Here is a 17426-nt window from a genome sequence, read left to right as displayed (position 1 = left end):
AACATTTAAGCTTGTTTTCTCTGGCGTAACCACCAGCCAATCCCCAACAGGATAAACCAGATCGGCGTCACCATCAGCGCCTGACGGGTATCCTCTTGCAGCGTCAGCAGTACCAACACAAACGCAAAGAAGGCGATGCACACCCAGCACATAAACTTGCCCAGAGGCATTTTATAGCTGGACTCAGCATGCAGCTCAGGGCGTTTTTTACGGTATGCCAGATAAGAACAAAGAATAATCGTCCAGACAAACATAAACAGGATCGCCGAAACGGTGGTGACCAGGGTAAACACCTGCATCACGTTCGGGATCAGGTAAATCAAGGCAACGCCAGCCAGCAAACACAGGCAAGAGAAGAACAGGCCAGTGGTTGGCACAGCACGGCTGGAAAGCATGCCGAAGCGGCGGTGCGCCACCCCCTGCTGCGACAGGCCATACAACATGCGGCTGGTGGAGAAGATGCCGCTGTTGGCAGAAGAGGCCGCCGAGGTCAGCACCACAAAGTTAACGATACTGGCAGCCGCTGGTAAGCCAATCAGCATAAACATCTCAACGAACGGGCTGCGGTCCGCAACCACGCTGTTCCATGGGGTAACGGCCATGATCACCAGTAACGCGAGCACGTAAAACATAATAATACGCAGCGGAATGGCGTTAATAGCGCGTGGCAGAACCTTTTTAGGATCGTGGGTTTCAGCGGCCGCTGTACCCACCAGTTCAATGCCGACAAAGGCGAATACCGCAATCTGGAACCCGGCAAAGAAGCCGCTCAGGCCTTTCGGGAACATGCCGCCATGATCCCAGATATTGCTGATGGCAGCCTTGCCGCCGCCCGGGGAAGGGTAATGCAGGGCAACCAGCACAATCCCTGTCGCAATCAGCGCCACAATGGCAACAATTTTGATAATGGCGAACCAGAACTCCATCTCGCCGAACAGTTTCACCGTAGCGATGTTCAGTGACAGGAACACTGCAATGCACAGCAGGGCGCTCATCCAGATTGAAAAATCAGGGAACCAGAGCTGGAAGTAAGAGCTGATGGCCACCACATCGGCGATGCCGGTCACCACCCAGCAGAACCAGTAAGTCCAGCCGGTAAAATAGCCGGCCCAGGGACCCAGCAGATCGGCGGCGAAATCACTGAACGACTTATACTCCAGATTCGACAGCAGGAGTTCGCCCATGGCACGCATAACGAAAAACAGCATAAAGCCGATGATCATATAAACAAAAATGATCGACGGGCCAGCCAGACTGATGGTTTTACCGGAGCCCATAAACAGGCCTGTGCCGATAGCTCCCCCAAGGGCGATGAGCTGGATATGACGATTGTGCAAGGTTCGCCGGAGCTCGCCCGGGGCTTCTTCAGTGAGAAGCGTCTCTTTTGATTGGTCAACCATAACGATTTCATGTCCTTTACGTGATGTTATGTAAGCTCTGAAGGCTTTTACGGCGCAAATCTTAACGTAAAAGCCCCGGAATGGCAGGTAAAGTTCGGTATAACCGGACCGATTGCACAAAAACGCCGCTACACTGTTTAATTCTGATTTCGGCCAGACGAAAGCCTGACGGATCTGGAGCTTAGCTGGCGGGGAGAGGATTTATCAGATGAAAGCATTGTTGATTGTTGCCGGTATTTTGCTGCTGCTGGTGGCCATAACGCCCTGGTTTGAGCAGCATCTGCCGTCAGCCTGGAACCCCTTCACGCCTTTAGAAATGACGGACTCGCCTGGCTTTATCACCCGCTATAAACTCAAGCGCCTGGCGGGTGATCCGCAAGCCTGTCTGGCGGTTTTACAACGGGCTCAGCAACAGGGCTACCTTCGCTTCAGCCAACCAGCGCCCACATCCGGCACTTGTCCCTTACCCGATCCCATCAGAGTGCAGAGTTTTGGTGATGTGCGCCTGAGCTCAAGTTTTCTGGCCAGCTGTTCTTTAGCCGTCAGCACCACGATGTTTGTGACTCAGAAGGCTAAGCCGCTGGCCGCAGCAGAATTGGGATCGCCTCTGGCACGCATCGACCATCTTGGGAGTTACGCGTGCCGGAATATCTATCATCGGGCGGAGGGCAGGTTAAGCGAACATGCCACGGCAGAGGCACTGGATCTCTCCGGTTTCAGGCTGGCCAACGGTCAACAGATTAGCGTGCTGAAAGAGTGGCCACGTCAGGGGTCTGGCTCGCAGTGGTTGCACCAGATTTTTCAACAAAGTTGCCAGTTTTATGGCAACTCGATTGGTCCTGACTACAACGCGGCGCATGCCAATCACTTTCATCTTGGCATGCGGGGAAGAGGATATTGCCTTTAGATGACGGGTTTAATCCCTCGTTGCAGAAGAAACCGGTTCGCTGGCCAGGCGAAGACAAAACCGAACAGTAAGGCAATTTGCAACATAAACCAGAAGGTCAGCAGTCGCGGTTCAATCTGACCCTGCAAAATAAAGCGAAACGCCAGCTCCAGATAGAGGGACATCCCAGCCTGATAAACGATCGGCGAAAAAATATCGGTTTTAATTGCCCGCCACAGCGCACGAAATAGAGAGAAGCCTTCTATTTGACGCAGCGCGAAAAATTGCAAAAGCACCCCAAAAAACAGCGATAAAACCAGCGACAGAATAGCGTGAGAGATCAGCAAAGAGTGAAAAGGGATGTCGTTCATCATTGAAATTATCGGAATAGCACCTATATCACCCAGTGCGCAGCCGGCGGCGCAGTGGCTGGTAGAGGAGAAAATTTGTTTTAACTCGGGCTGCTGCTTACCGCGATTGAGGTGCAGCTGAGAAACTGGGGACATTTTTCGTGCAAAAAAACCTCCAGGCCAGCCAGCCAAAAAACGGCATATAGAGGCCTGTAATCGGCCACACCAGATTCATAATCCGTACCGGAAGCGGGCGACGGAGGATGTCTTTGATAATCATCAGGGAAGTACAAGCACCTAACAGGATAAACACCATCGCGAGTCTGTCTAACATCACTATTTCCTTATCGGCATAATGCGTAGAGGGAGGTCTGTTCTATTACCTCCATTCAGTCAGCTAGATTATGGTTCTCTGCCGTTCGAAAGCCAACGAGAGGTAAGACAAATTCACCCTGGCCAATCCCGGCAATTCAGGATGAAAAACAGATTGCGCTGATAAAACCCTGATGATTTGAAGGGTACCCTGTGTTCGCTGCAGATATGTTGATGATTAAACGTAAAGGCAAATATTGACATGAAATAAGATAAAACTGATTTATTTCAATTTGATATGCGTATTTTTGTTGGGTGGGCGAGGGCGCGATGAATCGAGGAACTTCGACTATTCAGTAAAACTTTAGCAGGGATTACTGCTGACAGGGTGGTCATAAATATTGAATGTTTTCAGGAAAAATCCTATTCTAATTGGGTGAATGAATTCGCGGAGCAAGGCTTGATTTTTAGCCTTTTGAGCGCCATGTAAACACTCTTTTTTGTTCTTTTATAAATTAAATTGACAGCGCTTTTAATGAATGAGGATTCTGCTCTTCATTCGTTGGATGCATATATCGGTAATTAAGGTTATTATCACCTGAAGGAAAAATTAATTTTTACATTAATTTTTTTTCTCGTTTTAATTCATTTTTTCCCACACCACCGAAAATTATAAGCAAAATTTGGGGCGTTCGTCGTATCCACGATGAGGAATTAATGACTTCTGATAGCTATTTCAGTTGGCGTGAAAAAATACAGCTTGCATTCCTGAATGTGACAGATTTGTCGGAGATTACAGCACTCATCGAGCAGCAGGCGCTCGAGTTGGGATTTGACTTTTATGCACTCTATATTCGTCATCCTGTGCCTTTCACCCGACCGAAAATTTTCATTTACACCAGCTACCCTAAAAAGTGGGTCAAAGCGTACCAGAAAGGGAATTTTGCTGCGATAGACCCCGTTATCGAAAATTGCCAGATCCCAGGTAAAATATTGTTATGGGATGAACCTCTTAGCCGCAGTGGTCAAAAAGTGTTTGAGGCGGCTAAAGAGTATGGCATTCAAAGCGGATTTTCAGCCTGTGCAATGGCGAAAAATAGATCCATTGGTATATTATCAATGGCATCAGGTAAAACTTTCGAAAAGATAATGTTAACGCCAGAAAAGCAACTTAAGCTTCAGTGTTTATCGGTGCTGATTATGGAGGCGTTACAACAAGTGAAAGATATTTCCATGTCGATCATGAACATGGAATTAAGCCAGCGGGAGCTGGAGATACTCAAATGGACGGCGGAAGGAAAAACCTCAGCAGAAATATCGCTGATCCTGTCGATTTCAGAGAATACGGTCAATTTCCATCAGAAAAAAATGCAAAAGAGGTTCAATGCACCCAACAAAACCCAGGTGGCCTCTTACGCAGCCGCAATCGGTCTACTTTGAGGGAGATGCAACTACCAGATTTGGTAGTTTCGTAATGTTAATCGGTTGTCTACCCTGCGCGCAGGGTGACAACCCTGATCTAGCCGTGAGGAGCGGCGTTCACGAGGGAATGCGATAGGGGATCAATGATGAAAATTATCCAAACAAAGCTCAGGGATATGCCGTCCTCATTGCTGGCAGAACTGGGAAGTTACCGTTACAACGTTTTTGCCCGCGGGGAAGGGTGGTCAATCCCTTCTCGTCTTAGCACGCCTGGCCAGGAGTACGATCGTTTCGATCGCTCTGATGTGGTTTGGCTGATTGCCTGGAAAGCTCAGCATGGTATCTGCGGTTGTGCGCGGCTGATGCAGTGGCAGGATCCTGAAACAGGCGCAATTCTTGAGCCTGGTGAGAAAAAAAGCCCGGCCGAGGTTCCTGTTTGGGAAATGTCGCGCTTTTCGGCGAAGCTGGACATTGATGTTGAGCTGCCCTTGAGCATTTTATGGCATAGCGTGCAGCTGGCGGAGCAGTCGGGGATTGAGTATCTCTACAGTGCCGCTACGCCGATGCTGGAACAGATGTTCGAACAGCATCAGGTGGTTTACGAGCCTTTAAATGCTGGCGTCATCCAGTCTGAAGACAATCTGTTTGCCGTCAGGATCCCGGTGAATCAGCCACAGCTGGCGGAGAAGTTTCAAGGTGCGCGCCGTTTCAGTCCGGAAGAAGTGTTACCCACTTTGGGTGTTTCCGTCAGTTGGAGCGCAAGAGGCCGCTAAGCGTGCCACTTCGCCCACAGCGTAATCAGCAGCCAGGCGGCCAGGCACCAACAGGCAACCGCACTGCTTAACGCATAGGGTAAACGCATCATGCTGACAAAATACCAGAGTGAAAGCAGATAGACGAAATAGGGAATGATGGCCCACATACCAAAAACGATCGTGGTGCGCAGCGCTTCAATGCCACGGTCGCTGGCCACAATGTAGTGAGCAATCAGCGCGAAGGTGGGAAACAGAGGGAGAAGGCCAGCGATGTAATAGTTGCGGGTCTTCGATAACATCCCGATCAGCACGACGACCAGCGCACCGAGTACCGCTTTGAAAAGTAAGCCCATTGTTCCGTTCAGCTCAAGAGAAAAGGTAACCATGTTACAACGCTGAAGGAAAAGCAATGGGCTAAGGCGTGGCAGATAAAATTATTGGCGATAAGCCTGTTTAATCTGCTTAATGGTGCTGCTGAACACGTCAGCCTGCTGCTGATCGGTCAATTGATCAATATACCTTTCCATATTAATGATGACTTTGCCGGCATCGGCTTGTCCCATCCCTTTTAACATGAAGGTAACGAGTGCTTTCATACAGGCCATTTCTTCTGACAGAGTTTTGGCTTCTTGGCTGGTTGAAAAGTCAGTGTTGCTCATGATTTCTCCTTGTTGTCATCATCAATTCAACGCGGTTCACGCCCGGCGTTGAAAATGTAAATCGATAACAAGTATATCACATAACCCGGGCTGAGAAGCCACAGCGACAGCGGGTCACGTGAAATGCTTTCACCGGACAAAGTCTATTATTTCAGTTCAATCAGCGGCTAAAAAGAGGTAAGATCCGGCCTCCTTAAGCATCCTGATCCACTCTGGTAGTGCCCACTTGGAGAGACCTTTTTGATTAGCGTTTTTCTTGTTGATGACCATGAACTGGTCCGCGCCGGTATCCGTCGAATACTGGAAGATATAAAAGGTTTCCAGGTGACCGGAGAGGCAAACTGCGGCGAAGATGCGGTGAAGTGGTGTCGTGCCAACAGTGCGAACGTGGTGTTGATGGACATGAATATGCCAGGTATTGGCGGGCTGGAAGCCACGCGTAAAATTGTGCGCTACAATCCGGACATTAAAGTGATTATGCTAACGATTCATACCGAGAATCCGCTGCCGGCTAAAGTGATGCAAGCCGGGGCTTCAGGTTATCTCAGCAAAGGTGCAGCCCCTCAGGAAGTGGTCAATGCCATTCGCCAGGTCAACTCTGGTCAGCGTTATATCGCTTCAGATATTGCTCAGCAAATGGCGCTCAGCCAGATCGAACCGAATACTACGGACTCGCCGTTCGACAGTTTGTCGGAACGCGAATTGCAGATTATGCTGATGATCACCAAGGGTCAGAAAGTTGCCGACATTTCCGAGCAACTGAATCTGAGCCCTAAAACCGTTAACAGCTACCGTTACCGCATGTTCAGCAAGCTCAACATTAGCGGTGACGTTGAGTTAACGCACCTGGCCATTCGTCATGGCTTGTTCAATGCGGAGTCGTTAATCAGTAGTGAATGAACAGTTTGATGCTAAATCCTTCCTGAAATCGGTTACCAGCCAGCCAGGCGTTTATCGCATGTATGATGCAGGTGGCACGGTTATCTATGTCGGCAAAGCCAAAGATCTGAAAAAAAGGCTTACCAGCTATTTCCGCGGCAATCTTGGCAGCCGTAAGACGGAAGCGCTGGTAGAGGCTATCCGGCAGATTGATGTCACGGTAACCCATACCGAAACCGAAGCGCTGCTGCTGGAACATAACTACATCAAGCTCTATCAGCCACGCTACAACGTGCTGTTGCGTGATGATAAATCCTATCCCTACATCTTTTTAAGTGCGGATGCGCATCCTCGCCTGGCAAGCCATCGCGGTGCTAAACACGCCAAAGGCGAATACTTCGGCCCCTTTCCAAACGGCTATGCCGTGCGGGAAACGCTGTCGTTGTTACAGAAGATCTTTCCGGTACGGCAGTGTGAAAACAGCGTTTACCGCAACCGTTCACGTCCGTGCCTGCAATACCAGATTGGTCGGTGCCTTGGCCCCTGTGTTAGCGGTCTGGTTACTGAAGAAGAGTACGCCCAGCAGATTGAATACGTGCGGCTGTTTCTCTCCGGCAAGGACGATCAGGTGCTGAATCAGCTGGTTTCCCGCATGGAAAGCGCCAGCATCAGCCTGAAATTTGAGGAAGCAGCCCGTCTGCGGGATCAAATACAAGCGGTACGCCGGGTAACTGAACGTCAGTTCGTCTCCAATAATGGGGATGATCTGGATGTTATTGGCGTAGCATTTGATAACGGAATGGCTTGTCTGCATGTCCTGTTTATCCGTCAGGGTAAGGTGCTGGGCAGCCGCAGCTATTTCCCGAAAGTGCCTAATGGCACTGAGCTGGCGGAAGTTGTGCAGACTTTTGTCGGGCAGTTCTACCTGCAGGGCAGTCAGGCTCGCACCTTGCCAACCGACATCCTGCTCGACTTTACCTTGCCGGAAAAAGATCTGCTGGCTGATTCACTGACTGAGCTGGCCGGGCGTAAAGTCTCAATTCAAAGCAAACCCCGTGGCGACCGCGCACGTTACCTGAAGCTGGCGCGAACCAATGCCAGCACGGCTCTGGTCAGTAAGCTTTCTCAGCAGTCGACTATTCATCAGCGATTGAAGGCGCTTGGGGAGATCCTCGACCTGCCTGAGATTAACCGGATGGAGTGTTTTGATATCAGTCATACCATGGGCGAGCAAACCGTGGCGTCCTGCGTGGTATTTGATCGTAATGGCCCACTGCGTGCCGAGTATCGTCGCTATAACATTACCGGTATCACGCCGGGAGATGACTATGCCGCGATGAACCAGGTGCTTCGTCGCCGATATGGCAAAGACCTTGAAGAGAGCAAAGTTCCGGATGTGATCCTGATTGACGGGGGGAAAGGGCAGTTAGGCCAGGCAAAAAATGTCTTCGCCGAACTGGATGTTGCCTGGGATAAAGATCGGCCGATTTTATTAGGCATTGCCAAAGGCACCGATCGTAAAGCCGGACTGGAGACGCTGTTCTTTGAACCAGAAGGGGAGGGTTTTAACCTGCCACCGGACTCCCCGGCGCTGCATGTTCTTCAGCATATTCGTGACGACTCTCACAATCATGCAATTACGGGCCACCGCAATAAGCGGGCTAAAGTGAAGAACACCAGTGCACTGGAAACAATTGAAGGGATTGGTCCTAAGCGTCGGCAGATGCTGCTTAAGTATATGGGCGGCCTGCAACCGTTGATGAATGCCTCGGTGGATGAAATTGCGAAAGTCCCTGGTATTTCCCAGCTGTTGGCGGAGAAAATCTTTTATTCGCTGAAACACTAAGCATTGCAACCCCTGGAGCAATGTAGGAACATAGGGACAAATTCTACTCTGCCCAAACAGTTAGCGTACCTATGCATTTTAATATTCCGACCTTACTTACCCTGTTTCGTGTCGTTTTGATCCCGTTCTTTGTACTGGCTTTTTACCTGCCATTTGAATGGGCTCCGCTTGTATGTGCGTTGATCTTCATCTTTGCCGCGATCACCGACTGGTTCGATGGCTATCTGGCCCGCCGCTGGAAGCAAACGACCCGATTTGGTGCGTTTCTTGACCCGGTAGCGGATAAAGTGATGGTCGCGATGGCTTTGGTGCTGGTTGCCGAGTATTTCCACTCATGGTGGATTACCTTGCCAGCGGCGACGATGATCGCCCGTGAGATTATTATCTCTGCATTGCGTGAATGGATGGCTGAAATTGGCAAACGCAGCAGCGTGGCCGTTTCCTGGATTGGCAAAGTGAAAACGACCGCACAGATGTTGTCGCTGTTTGCTTTGCTGTGGCGTCCGGACAGCACCGTAGTGGGAATGGGTGTGGTTGCATTGTACATTGCTGCCGTGCTGACTTTCTGGTCGATGTTCCAGTATCTCAACGCTTCGCGCGGGGATTTGTTTGAACAGTGATCGATGCGATTCAAAAAGCAGCAAACGGACAGAAAGTGAGGATAATTGTGTTGACTCATTTCTCCAGGTCAGTAGAATGCAACGCATCGAAAGGCAGCTGGTCTGCCAGAAGATAAAGTAAATCAGCAAGTTCTGCGATTATCGCAGCTGTTGAATGCGGGAATAGCTCAGTTGGTAGAGCACGACCTTGCCAAGGTCGGGGTCGCGAGTTCGAGTCTCGTTTCCCGCTCCAAATTTTAATCATCAGAAAGTCTGGTGATACAGCAAGATTAAGGCGCGTTGGCAGAGTGGCCATGCAGCGGATTGCAAATCCGTTAACCTCGGTTCGACTCCGGGACGCGCCTCCACTTTACACCCATGCCCGGGTGGTGAAATCGGTAGACACAAGGGATTTAAAATCCCTCGGCTTATGGCTGTGCGGGTTCAAGTCCCGCCCCGGGCACCATCTTTAGTACCGATTAAACTCGAATAAAATCAAAGCAATAAGCAGTGATGTCGTAACCGCCCAAGGGCGGTTTTTTTGTGCCTGTCATTCGGCAGTGACGGCAAAAGTGATGATAGCCTCAGGCATAAAAAAACCGGCCATAAAGACCGGTTAAAGCTGTGTGTTATCTTTATTTTTATCCGTCAGCTTGCAGCATCCGGTAAGAGGTTATCGGCAAATACTCGCCAGGCATGAGGGTTTTTGTTCATCCTGTCTAAATACTTTGTGGGGAACGCTGGCCTCACTCGCCGTTGATGCGGTGCTTCATTTCTCGCTGGTGCTTAAAGTAGTCTTCGCCACAGTCAGCGGAGCAGAACGCGCTGTTGGGCACTACGGCTTCATCTTCGCACCAGATGCATTTGCCATCAGGGCTGGTGATCACCGGTTGTCGGGCTGACATGGCTGCTGAGATGAGGGCTTCCTCACGTTCTTGTGCTAAATCTACATCGTCCATTGCTTCTCCTCCTGTGAAACTTTATCAGTTTGGTTGAGGGCTCAGTGCACCGTCTTCAACCATTAAGTTAAATCACACACTCTAATAATGCCGATCACTATTAACGTCAGGGCGACTATTATAGCCGAAGCTCAATCCCCTGCAAATTTTTTGCACCTGCAGACTTACCTCACCCTCCTGAAGAGAGGTTCCCTGGGTAGAGAGGTTGTTATTATTTCAGAGAAAGGGGGGACATTAAGGTGGCGATGAAAATGATGTGATTATCATTTACAGAAGTGACGTAGCAGATAAACCTGAACCGGGATAAACGATTTTGAGTTTAAGACTTTTTTAACCTGTCTGAGCTGAATTTTCCGGGCCTTGAGGAATAATCATTCAATGACTTGCTGTTATACCCGTCGAAGAATTTAAAAAAACCATGAGCGACAGCAGCCTGCGCCTGCACTGAGGTGCTCTTTGTCGGGCGCAAGGGGAGGAAGCGCCTTATCATCAACAGAGCGGCTGCATACCGACATTTTGCTGTTCTACTATTGGCACAGCTAAGCTGTACAACTCCTGATAATATTGACCTTCATCTTTCCTTGCCGGACGATAACTTCCACATTCCCGGCAAACATGCGGGACTATTGAAACATCAAGTTGGTGTGTTGGCATGACCACTCTCCTTGTTATTCACATTAATGAATTAATTTCGCAACGATGAGTAATCAATTTTTAAAGAAGTGTCAAATATATCCATTTTTAATTAAACATTAATTTCTTTAAAAATCGGTGTCTGTGAGGGGGTCAGCTTTTTAATAAAAAAAAGCCAGCATGCTTGCGCTACCTGGTGGCATCTTTTTTATGTCGAACAGAAAAAATAGACCTTTCCTCTCCAGGAGGCTACCCCTCTGAACTGGAGCCACATTCGGCTCCAGCAATACCGTAACAGGTAACTCCCCTGACGTTAACCGTACAGCTTTAAATTACTGGTTAGCTTACGCAGCGCTTTTCTCTCGCCGACGATGCCGACACCAAGATGTTGCAGTTCGTGCGTGGGGATCTGCCTGACGGCAGCGCAAAATGCGGCATAATCGACGGTCATTTGCCCCTCAACCGGGAACAAAATGGCATCAAAGCCCCTTTCATCACACTGGCTGACCAGCGAAACCAGCCGTTCATTATTGGCCGCCAGCACTGGAATGCCGACGGGAATCAATCCCGGATAAGCTTTCTCATTGCCATCAACCAGTTCTGACCCAACAAAATGGGGATGACGCTGGCCCAGGGTTAATGAGAGCACCGCAGCAGCATTGGCGGCTTTGCCAACGGGCAGATCGGCGTTAAGGATCACAACGCAACGTAACTCGTTCATTTCGCTCTTCTCATGCAGGTAAAAGAGCAGATTAGGGCAGGGTTAGCGTTCAGTCTGGAAGATTTGTGCAGATCAAGGGGTATCAGCCTTAAAGAAGCGTATGGCCTTGCTGGTAGCGAGCGGGGGTTAACTGATAGGCGCGACGGAACCAGCGGCCAAGATGACTTTGGTCTGCGAAGCCCAGCTGCGCGGCTACATCTGCCGGAGAAACTCCCTCAGCCAGTAAACGGCGGGCATGCGTCAGGCGCAACTGGATCAGCCAGGCATGAGGCGGCAGGCCAAAATGAGCCTGAAACTCACGAGACAGGCGAAAGCGATCGACATCCAGGGCCTGGGCCATATCACTGAGGCCAATATTTTCATGCAGATGATCGTGCAGCCAGGCGCTGGCTTTCAATGCCAGGGATTTTTCATGTTGCGGGATGATAATCGATTTCCGCCAATGCTGATGCTGAGTAAGGGTCGCAAACAGTTGCTGCATAGCGCTCTCTTTGACGATTTTTAACTCACGATCGTGCAGGCACTGAAAGGCATTAAAGGTGGCCTGGGCCAGACGTCGATCGCCAGAGAGCGTACGGGCAAAATTCAGTTCAAAGCTGTCAGGTACGTTGCCGAATACCGCTGCCAGCTGCTGCCGCATAAAATTGGGGTCGATGTAGAGCATCCGGTAGGTAAACCCGATGTCGTCAACAGCATCGCCATCGTGCAGCTCACCAGGCTCTAGCAGGAAAACAGTCCCCGGTCGGCTTTGGTGCTTCTGCTTACGGGAGTGAAACTGTTGCACGCCTTGCTCGGTAACGCCAACGAGATAAGTATCGTGCCAGTGTGGGTCATAAGCATGACCCGTGAAATGGGCACGGATCGCTTCCACAGGCATCTCATCATCTCTGGAAAGGTGTACCCAACCTGGCGTAATCATTGAACTGGCTCCCTTTGCGTTGTCTGTCAACAGAGTAACTTTCAGCACCAAACGCTGGCAACGCTTGGTTCTTCGTATGCATAGCAAAGCTGTAACCTAAAAGAGTCACTTTTTCTCCATTTTTTTACTTCTTTTTCACACCTTTCGCTTCCTGGCGACTATGATCCTTGCTTATAATTAGCGCCAACATTTAGTTAGACCTCTAATCATTAGGCTTCTATATTTTGAATGCTCAGGAACTCAACTTTTCCCGCTTACTCCATTTGACGGCGCATGCCTGGCGTCAGGCTATTGACCGTCGAATGAAAGACAACGGACTGAGCATGAGCAGCTGGATGGCCGTAGCCACTATTGCTATTCAGGAAACACCGATCACTCAGAAAGAGCTGGCTCAGTCGCTGGGCCTGGAAGATGCCAGCGTGGTTCCGTTGATCGATCGCCTGGTGAAGCAACAACTGGTGGAGCGTTTTCAGCCGGAAGACGATCGCCGCAAGCGCCTGTTGCACGTTACTCCGCAGGGTAATGAGCTTTATCAAAAGCTGAAAGTCGAAGCGGATAGCCTGCGCAACGAGCTGCTGGCAGACATCAACAGCGACGAACTGGCCATTACCCAACGCGTCCTCCAGCGCCTGTTGAAAGCCACCGAGGCGAAATAACATGCGCGGGACTCGACAAGACCCTTTCGCCCCGCGCGAATGGGCACCAGGCGAAAAACCGATGCTGCCTGGTTCGCCTTCCACGCCGTTGCACCCGACACATAAGCGCATCGCTTTTGGCCTTATTGGCCTGCTGATCTCGATTACGGGTGCGCTGAGCAATGCGCTGGTCACCGCCAATCTCACTAACCTTCAGGGCGTGTTCGGCGCTTACAGCAACGAGATTGCCTGGCTGCCTGCGGTCTATGTGATGGGAAATATCTCCATCAACCTTCTGTTGGTTAAGTTTCGGCAGCAGTTTGGCCTCAGAGCCTTCACCGAAGCCTTTCTGGTGCTGTATGTGCTGGTGTCGTTTTTTCATTTGCTGGTCAATGACCTCAGCTCTGCGATCATTGTGCGCACAGCACACGGCATGGTCGGCGCGGCGCTCAGCTCGCTGGGAATTTATTATCAGGTTCAGGCCTGGCCCGCTAAACACCGGCTGAAAGCCCTGACCATTGGGTTAGGCGCGTCTCAGCTGGCGATCCCGCTGGCTCGTCTGTTCTCTACTGAGCTTTTGCAGCTTGATGAGTGGCGTGGTCTGTATCTGTTTGAGCTGGGGCTGGCGATGATTTGCCTTGGTGCCGTGTTGGTTTTAAAACTGCCGCCGGGCGATCGAATCAAAGTGTTTGAGAAAAAAGACTTCCTGACTTTCCTGTTGATGGCACCCGGAATGGCGCTGTTTTGTGGCGTGCTGTCGCTGGGCCGTATCGAATGGTGGACCAGCACGCCGTGGCTGGGCATCTGTCTGGCTTTAGGCCTGGTGCTGGTGATTGCGGCCGTGGTACTGGAACATAATCGCAGTAATCCGTTGATTAATACGCGATGGCTACGAACGGGCGCGATCTTCCGGCTGGGTATTGTGATGATCATGCTGCGCGTCACGCTGGCGGAGCAGAATACCGGCGCAATTGGTTACCTGCAGCAGGTTGGTTTGCTTAACGATCAGATGCAGCATCTGGCGATGGCGATCCTTGCCGGTGTCGTGACCGGTATCGTCGTCAGTGCCCTGACCATCAACGTCAAGCATCTGAGCTGGCCGATTGTGATGTCACTGCTGTTGATTATGGTGGCCTCGTTGATGGATTCGCAGTCCAGCCCGCTGACCCGTGCCAACAACATGTATTTCAGCCAGTTCCTGCTTGGCTTCAGCAGTACCTTCTTTATTGCCCCGGCGCTGTTACTGAATATTGGCAGCGTGGTGACGCAACCTAAAAACCTGGTCAGTCTGGTGGTGCTGTTTGGTATGAGCCAGAACATCGGTGGGCTGATGGGCTCGGCGCTGCTGGGGACATTCCAGACCTGGCGGGAAAAATATCACTCCAGCCTGCTGGCGGATCAGCTTTCCTATCTCAACCCCAATGTGACGGAAAGGCTTACCCAGTACACCAATCTGTTCAACAGTTTTATTGGCGACAACGCATTGCGCGGCGCGGAAGGGGCGGTGCAACTGCAAACCGTCGCTACCCTGCAGGCCAACGTGCTGGCCTATAACGATACCTATCTGCTGACGGCGGGCATGGCCTTTATCACCCTGATCTGGGTGCTGTGGCGTTTGTCACGGCTGCGCTATCTCAACTGGCAGCAGGCAAAACGGGAAGCAGCAGCAGAATTACGCGCAATGCAACAACCCACTTCTTCGATTAGCACGGGGCAATAATGAGTCAGCAGGAACAGAGCCAATTCTCTGAGCGTGAAAGAACTAACAAACTGCGTATTATCTCGATCGCCCTTGGGGCAGGAATTGCGTTAGTCGGCGTGCTGGTAATCTTGTATGCCTGGCAACTGCCGCCCTTTACCAGTCAGATCCAGTCTACAGAAAACGCCTACGTGCGCGGTCAGGTCACCTTTATCAGCCCGCAGGTTAACGGCTATCTGACTTCGGTTGAGGTACTGGATTTTCAGCCTGTGAGGCAGGGTGATGTGCTGATGACCATCGACAACCGCATTTATAATCAGAAGGTGCACCAGGCTGAAGCGCAGCTGGCGATGAAAAAGGCCGCACTGGCCAATAATCTCCAGCAGCGTCGCAGTGCTCAGGCGGTGATCGAACGGAATCAGGCAGCGCTGGATAATGCCAAAGCGCAGGCGGTCAAAAGCGGGCTGGATCTTAAGCGGGTTGAAAATCTTGTCTCCGACGGCTCTCTGTCAATCCGCGAGCGCGATGCCTCACGCGCCAGCAACAGCCAGACCATGGCGGATGTGCAGCAGGCAAAAGCCACGCTTGATGTCTCTCGCCAGGATCTTCAAACCGTGATCGTTAACCGTGCCTCGCTGGAAGCCGATGTTGCCAGTGCGGCGGCGGCTCTTGAACTGGCTCAGATCGATTTGGATAACACGAAAATTATCGCACCGCGTGACGGGCAGCTGGGGCAGATTGCTGTCCGCCAGGGCGCGTATGTCACAGCCGGAACGCGCCTGACCTCCGTTGTCCCCAAACAGCTCTGGGTCGTAGCCAATATGAAAGAAACCCAAATGGCGCGCATCAAGCCAGGCTTGCCAGTGACCTTCAGCGTAGATGCCCTCAACGAAGAGCGCTTTGAGGGCGAGGTGGAATACATATCACCTGCGGCAGGTTCAGAATTCAGTGCCATCTCGCCCGATAATGCCACCGGTAACTTTGTGAAGATTGCCCAGCGAATTCCGGTGCGCATCAAAATCACCAGCGAAAATCCCACGCATCTGCGTCCGGGAATGTCCGTAGAGGTGAACATTGATACTTCTGGCGAGCAAGACAGTCAGGAGGCGAAGTAATGCGCTGGCCAACCTCACTGCTGGCGGCCTTGCTCACCGCCACACTTGCTGGCTGTGCAACGGAAGTCGACAAAGCACCGGGTTCGCTGCCGATCCCTCAACAATGGCGTAATCAGGTTGGACCTTCTTCTCCGGTAGAAGCGAACTGGTGGCGCGCGTTTGGTGATGCCGATCTGAACCGTCTGGTTGAACAGGCATTGCGTAATAACCTGGATATTCTGACTGCCCGTTCGCGGGTCGATCAGTACCGTGCCGAATTGCGGGGTGCTCAGGGGGATAATTATCCCACTTTAGAGGCAGGCGTGGCGGCATCCCATGCACGAGCGCTCTCCTCGGTGAGCGGGCAACCTTACGAATACGCGGTATTCCAGGGACTGCTACAGGCTAATTATGATGTGGATTTGTGGGGCGCTCGCAGTAGCAGCATCGACGCAGCAAAAGCGACGCTGGCCGCACAACAGGCCGCTGCCTCTGCCGCTGAGTTAACGGTGGCGAGTTCAGTTGCTTCTGGTTATATGACCTTAGTGTCACTGGATGAACAGCTGCGGGTCACTCAGGCAACGCTTTCCTCGCGTGAGGATTCATTAAAGCTGGCCCAGCGCCAGTATGAAACCGGCTATACCTCGAAGCTGGAGTGGGTACAGTCCGAATCGGAACTGCAAACGGCGAAAGCCCAGATCCCGGTGTTGCAGCACCAGATCGCTCAGCAGGAAAACGCCCTGAGCATCCTGGTCGGGATGAATCCCCGAGAGATAGCCCGGCAAAGCCAGTATGACCATGTCGCGCCGCAAACGTTGCCTTCAGTGTTACCTTCCGAACTGCTGCAACGGCGTCCGGACATTGTTCAGGCTGAACGTCAGCTGCTGGCGGCGGACAGCACGCTGGAGTCGTCCAGGGCTCAATTGCTGCCTTCGCTTAACCTGACGGCGACCGGCACCCTGCAAAGCTCTGTGCTGCACCAACTGGCGGACAATCCTTTCCGCCTGTGGAGCATTGGCGGCAGTGTTCTGGCCCCTTTGTTGAACAGGGAAGCGTTAACAGCCCAGGTGGATGTGTCGATGGCTTCGCGGAATCAGGCCTTGTACAGCTATGAGAAAGTGGTGCGTAATGCCTTCAGTGAAGTGAATAACGACCTGGATGCTATCGACCGCTATCAGCAACAATTGACGGAATTACAAAAGCAGGAACAAATCGTCAGCGAAGCGCTGCGCATTTCACGTAATCGTTATCAGAATGGGTATGCCTCTTATCTTGATGAACTTGATGCCCAGCGCACCTTGTTTACCACTCAGTTGAACGTGGTGCAGGTGAAAAATAATTTACTGCTGGCCCAGATTGATCTCTACCGCGCACTGGGTGGTGGCTGGAACCCGCAGTAAAGAACATGGGCAGGCGGGAAAGGAAAACCGCTGCCCTTTACCCTCCCTAAAAAACTGCCTTTCCTGCCAAAGTTAGCGAAAAATCCACCTAAATATCCCACAGGTAGTCATTGTTGCTGATTCCAATAGGCCTGCACTATTCAGGGATTTTTGCGCTTCGCATTCTTTAGCAACGGGTGCTATTATGCGCGCCAATATATTAAATAAGCGTCACCTTTGGCCGTAATTTGATTTGGTAGTTACGCTGATTGAACACCA

General features: G+C 51.2%; 18 protein-coding genes and 3 tRNA genes. 13 read left to right on the top strand and 8 right to left on the bottom strand.

What is annotated here, in order from left to right:
- Positions 1 to 5: 5 nt before the first annotated feature.
- Positions 6 to 1400: a D-serine/D-alanine/glycine transporter gene (gene cycA, locus WCC56_RS19930; protein ID WP_424694054.1), complete on the bottom strand. Its 1395-nt coding sequence runs from the start codon at positions 1398 to 1400 to the stop codon at positions 6 to 8.
- Between the two features lie 208 nt (positions 1401 to 1608).
- On the opposite strand from cycA, the gene WCC56_RS19925 reads away from it, so the two are divergent.
- Positions 1609 to 2307 (top strand): extensin family protein, encoded by a 699-nt coding sequence (locus tag WCC56_RS19925; protein WP_424694053.1) that lies wholly within the window; start codon positions 1609 to 1611, stop codon positions 2305 to 2307.
- On the opposite strand, the gene WCC56_RS19920 is transcribed toward WCC56_RS19925, so the two are convergent.
- Together WCC56_RS19920 and WCC56_RS19915 are read right to left on the bottom strand one after the other, a co-directional pair.
- Positions 2304 to 2792 (bottom strand): DUF4396 domain-containing protein, encoded by a 489-nt coding sequence (locus WCC56_RS19920; RefSeq protein ID WP_424694052.1) that lies wholly within the window; start codon positions 2790 to 2792, stop codon positions 2304 to 2306. The two genes, WCC56_RS19925 and WCC56_RS19920, sit on opposite strands and share 4 nt — an antisense overlap.
- Positions 2755 to 2970: a hypothetical protein gene (locus WCC56_RS19915; protein ID WP_424694083.1), complete on the bottom strand. Its 216-nt coding sequence runs from the start codon at positions 2968 to 2970 to the stop codon at positions 2755 to 2757. Before WCC56_RS19915 ends, WCC56_RS19920 begins: the two co-directional genes overlap by 38 nt.
- Positions 2971 to 3665: 695 nt before the next feature.
- Between WCC56_RS19915 and sdiA the strand changes: the two genes are divergently transcribed.
- Positions 3666 to 4388 (top strand): transcriptional regulator SdiA, encoded by a 723-nt coding sequence (gene sdiA, locus WCC56_RS19910; protein WP_424694051.1) that lies wholly within the window; start codon positions 3666 to 3668, stop codon positions 4386 to 4388.
- A gap of 128 nt (positions 4389 to 4516) precedes the next feature.
- Complete coding sequence (locus tag WCC56_RS19905; RefSeq protein WP_424694082.1) at positions 4517 to 5143, top strand: acyl-homoserine-lactone synthase; 627 nt, start codon at positions 4517 to 4519, stop codon at positions 5141 to 5143.
- Here the strand turns inward: WCC56_RS19905 and WCC56_RS19900 are convergent.
- Both WCC56_RS19900 and WCC56_RS19895 read right to left on the bottom strand, forming a co-directional pair.
- Positions 5140 to 5478 (bottom strand): GlpM family protein, encoded by a 339-nt coding sequence (locus WCC56_RS19900; protein ID WP_424694081.1) that lies wholly within the window; start codon positions 5476 to 5478, stop codon positions 5140 to 5142. The two genes, WCC56_RS19905 and WCC56_RS19900, sit on opposite strands and share 4 nt — an antisense overlap.
- A gap of 81 nt (positions 5479 to 5559) precedes the next feature.
- Entirely contained in the window at positions 5560 to 5784 is a 225-nt protein-coding gene (locus tag WCC56_RS19895; protein WP_424694050.1) for a DUF2594 family protein, read from the bottom strand.
- Between the two features lie 240 nt (positions 5785 to 6024).
- Between WCC56_RS19895 and uvrY the strand changes: the two genes are divergently transcribed.
- The 6 genes from uvrY (at position 6025) to WCC56_RS19865 (ending at position 9574) form a co-directional block, all read left to right on the top strand.
- Positions 6025 to 6684, top strand: coding sequence for a UvrY/SirA/GacA family response regulator transcription factor (gene uvrY / locus WCC56_RS19890; RefSeq protein ID WP_424694049.1), 660 nt, complete (start codon positions 6025 to 6027; stop codon positions 6682 to 6684).
- Positions 6677 to 8509 (top strand): excinuclease ABC subunit UvrC, encoded by a 1833-nt coding sequence (uvrC, locus tag WCC56_RS19885; RefSeq protein WP_424694048.1) that lies wholly within the window; start codon positions 6677 to 6679, stop codon positions 8507 to 8509. Before uvrY ends, uvrC begins: the two co-directional genes overlap by 8 nt.
- A 71-nt stretch (positions 8510 to 8580) precedes the next feature.
- A complete protein-coding gene (pgsA, locus tag WCC56_RS19880; protein ID WP_424694047.1) occupies positions 8581 to 9129 on the top strand; it encodes a CDP-diacylglycerol--glycerol-3-phosphate 3-phosphatidyltransferase in 549 nt (182 codons plus the stop codon).
- A gap of 156 nt (positions 9130 to 9285) precedes the next feature.
- Positions 9286 to 9361: transfer RNA gene (locus WCC56_RS19875), tRNA-Gly, on the top strand.
- A gap of 41 nt (positions 9362 to 9402) precedes the next feature.
- Positions 9403 to 9476: transfer RNA gene (locus tag WCC56_RS19870), tRNA-Cys, on the top strand.
- A gap of 12 nt (positions 9477 to 9488) precedes the next feature.
- Positions 9489 to 9574, top strand: a tRNA-Leu gene (locus WCC56_RS19865).
- Between the two features lie 280 nt (positions 9575 to 9854).
- Here WCC56_RS19865 and WCC56_RS19860 read toward each other — a convergent pair.
- From WCC56_RS19860 to WCC56_RS19850, 3 genes are all read right to left on the bottom strand, one after another.
- On the bottom strand, positions 9855 to 10067 hold the full coding sequence (locus tag WCC56_RS19860; protein ID WP_424694046.1) for a hypothetical protein: 213 nt from the start codon (positions 10065 to 10067) through the stop codon (positions 9855 to 9857).
- A 946-nt stretch (positions 10068 to 11013) separates the two neighbouring features.
- Positions 11014 to 11421: a DUF2000 domain-containing protein gene (locus WCC56_RS19855; protein ID WP_424694045.1), complete on the bottom strand. Its 408-nt coding sequence runs from the start codon at positions 11419 to 11421 to the stop codon at positions 11014 to 11016.
- Between the two features lie 88 nt (positions 11422 to 11509).
- A complete protein-coding gene (locus tag WCC56_RS19850) occupies positions 11510 to 12340 on the bottom strand; it encodes an AraC family transcriptional regulator (protein WP_424694044.1) in 831 nt (276 codons plus the stop codon).
- Positions 12341 to 12564: 224 nt separating this feature from the next.
- Here WCC56_RS19850 and WCC56_RS19845 point away from each other — a divergent pair, with 224 nt between their 5' ends.
- From WCC56_RS19845 to WCC56_RS19830, 4 genes are read left to right on the top strand one after another with little or no spacing between them, the layout of a single operon-like run.
- Positions 12565 to 12996 carry a MarR family winged helix-turn-helix transcriptional regulator gene (locus WCC56_RS19845; protein ID WP_424694043.1) on the top strand — a complete coding sequence of 144 codons (432 nt, stop codon included), beginning with the start codon at positions 12565 to 12567 and terminating at the stop codon, positions 12994 to 12996.
- 1 nt (position 12997) lies between these two features.
- Positions 12998 to 14695, top strand: coding sequence for an MFS transporter (locus tag WCC56_RS19840; protein ID WP_424694042.1), 1698 nt, complete (start codon positions 12998 to 13000; stop codon positions 14693 to 14695).
- A complete protein-coding gene (locus WCC56_RS19835; RefSeq protein ID WP_424694041.1) occupies positions 14695 to 15789 on the top strand; it encodes an HlyD family secretion protein in 1095 nt (364 codons plus the stop codon). The genes WCC56_RS19840 and WCC56_RS19835 overlap by 1 nt, the downstream gene beginning before the upstream one ends.
- Positions 15789 to 17168, top strand: coding sequence for an efflux transporter outer membrane subunit (locus tag WCC56_RS19830; protein ID WP_424694040.1), 1380 nt, complete (start codon positions 15789 to 15791; stop codon positions 17166 to 17168). Before WCC56_RS19835 ends, WCC56_RS19830 begins: the two co-directional genes overlap by 1 nt.
- The last annotated feature ends 258 nt before the right edge of the window (positions 17169 to 17426 follow it).

Origin of the sequence: Erwinia sp., from assembly GCF_049696395.1 — a bacterium.
Taxonomy (GTDB): Bacteria; Pseudomonadota; Gammaproteobacteria; order Enterobacterales; family Enterobacteriaceae; genus Erwinia.
The sequence above is the reverse complement of the archived record's forward strand: the minus strand, read 5'-3'. Positions and strand labels throughout refer to the sequence as shown.

Excerpts from the sequence above, each read along its gene's own strand:
- WCC56_RS19850 (WP_424694044.1), bottom strand. The coding sequence starts at position 12,340 with ATGATTACGCCAGGTTGGGTACACCTTTCCAGAGATGATGAGATGCCT.
- pgsA (WP_424694047.1), top strand. The coding sequence starts at position 8,581 with ATGCATTTTAATATTCCGACCTTACTTACCCTGTTTCGTGTCGTTTTG.
- cycA (WP_424694054.1), bottom strand. The coding sequence starts at position 1,400 with ATGGTTGACCAATCAAAAGAGACGCTTCTCACTGAAGAAGCCCCGGGC.
- WCC56_RS19895 (WP_424694050.1), bottom strand. The coding sequence starts at position 5,784 with ATGAGCAACACTGACTTTTCAACCAGCCAAGAAGCCAAAACTCTGTCA.
- WCC56_RS19840 (WP_424694042.1), top strand. The coding sequence starts at position 12,998 with ATGCGCGGGACTCGACAAGACCCTTTCGCCCCGCGCGAATGGGCACCA.
- WCC56_RS19905 (WP_424694082.1), top strand. The coding sequence starts at position 4,517 with ATGAAAATTATCCAAACAAAGCTCAGGGATATGCCGTCCTCATTGCTG.
- WCC56_RS19860 (WP_424694046.1), bottom strand. The coding sequence starts at position 10,067 with ATGGACGATGTAGATTTAGCACAAGAACGTGAGGAAGCCCTCATCTCA.
- WCC56_RS19855 (WP_424694045.1), bottom strand. The coding sequence starts at position 11,421 with ATGAACGAGTTACGTTGCGTTGTGATCCTTAACGCCGATCTGCCCGTT.
- WCC56_RS19925 (WP_424694053.1), top strand. The coding sequence starts at position 1,609 with ATGAAAGCATTGTTGATTGTTGCCGGTATTTTGCTGCTGCTGGTGGCC.
- sdiA (WP_424694051.1), top strand. The coding sequence starts at position 3,666 with ATGACTTCTGATAGCTATTTCAGTTGGCGTGAAAAAATACAGCTTGCA.
- WCC56_RS19915 (WP_424694083.1), bottom strand. The coding sequence starts at position 2,970 with ATGTTAGACAGACTCGCGATGGTGTTTATCCTGTTAGGTGCTTGTACT.
- WCC56_RS19830 (WP_424694040.1), top strand. The coding sequence starts at position 15,789 with ATGCGCTGGCCAACCTCACTGCTGGCGGCCTTGCTCACCGCCACACTT.
- WCC56_RS19835 (WP_424694041.1), top strand. The coding sequence starts at position 14,695 with ATGAGTCAGCAGGAACAGAGCCAATTCTCTGAGCGTGAAAGAACTAAC.
- WCC56_RS19900 (WP_424694081.1), bottom strand. The coding sequence starts at position 5,478 with ATGGGCTTACTTTTCAAAGCGGTACTCGGTGCGCTGGTCGTCGTGCTG.
- WCC56_RS19920 (WP_424694052.1), bottom strand. The coding sequence starts at position 2,792 with ATGTCCCCAGTTTCTCAGCTGCACCTCAATCGCGGTAAGCAGCAGCCC.